Here is a 1,135-nt window from a genome sequence, read left to right on the forward strand (position 1 = left end):
TGATTTTTTATTTCCTTTGCGATAAAGCTTATCAAGAATGGATTCTAATCCAACGCTTGTCATAAGAAATACCAATATAGTCAATAAGAAAATGAACTTCTTTTAAAATGTTTTCTTTATTTTCTATATTAATTGAATTAATGAGTTTTCTTTTTATAAGGTCGTTAATTCTTTCGTCTAGAACAACACTGAAATTTTTTTCACTTATCTTATTATGAATCGAGTGTTGGGATATCGATTTGAATTCCTCCGAATCGGAAGAGCAGCAGGGCTCAACTGAGGAAGTAGGTGATGTTACAGCTCCGCTGCTGGACGAAGTTAAATCAGTAGGTGATTGCTGCGAACAAACGATCCGATAGAAAATTCCATTGTAAATCCAATAGAGTTTGTTGTATTGATCCCTATTTAAGAGATAAAAATATTGTACACGATTTGGAAAATACTCAATAGGATGACCCTGTTGATCCTGCACACAGATGGGAATACTAGCATCGTAATGATGAGAAAAGGGGGAAGGCATTGGAATTTGGTAATCACCTAAAGTGATCGAATCAGGCCATAGACCGTCAGCGAACAAAGAAAAACTGAAAATTCCAGTTTTGTAAGTAAAAGGTCTATTGAAATTATGTTCCAAAATCTCATCTGTGATCGATAAGAAAACAGTCTTGCTATTGAGGAGAAAATGTTTTACTTTTTCTTTTGCGCAACCCGTTTCATTATAGATTTTCCATTCTGGATAGTGTTTAAGATGTCTGTCATCAATTTTGGTTGGTATAGGAAGCTTTTCAGCAATCTTCACCCAAACACTATTAGTATTGGCAATTTTGTTCCATCTTTGCGAAGTGCATAAAACAGACTTCATCGACGATATTGGCAAATTTGAAAAAATCAACCTAAGTACGTCATCGCATAAATAATCGTCTATGTTCATTTAACCAACCCCATTTTGCTACCCATTAATGTTTTGCATCCAATCGATTTCTTCACGGCTCATCAATTCAAGCTCATTTTGAAGGCTTAAATTTCCGTAAATGGTCAGCTTGTAAAAGTCATTTTTAAGTTAACAAATAATTGGTATTTTGCGAGGATATTTCAGTTTCAGCAAAATTCAAGTATGCGAGTTATTTAGTCAATT

General features: G+C 34.1%; 1 protein-coding gene. It reads right to left on the reverse strand.

The window, feature by feature from the left end; translation table 11 throughout:
• Positions 1–31 precede the first annotated feature (31 nt).
• On the reverse strand, positions 32–931 hold the full coding sequence (locus C0512_RS15945) for an F-box protein (protein WP_290863357.1): 900 nt from the start codon (positions 929–931) through the stop codon (positions 32–34).
• Between the last annotated feature and the right edge of the window lie 204 nt (positions 932–1,135).

It is taken from the genome of Flavobacterium sp. (assembly GCF_013822155.1).
Classification (GTDB): domain Bacteria; phylum Bacteroidota; class Bacteroidia; order Flavobacteriales; family Flavobacteriaceae; genus Flavobacterium.

Bases quoted from the DNA above. Each gene is read 5' to 3' on its own strand.
- C0512_RS15945 (WP_290863357.1), bottom strand. From the start codon at position 931: ATGAACATAGACGATTATTTATGCGATGACGTACTTAGGTTGATTTTT.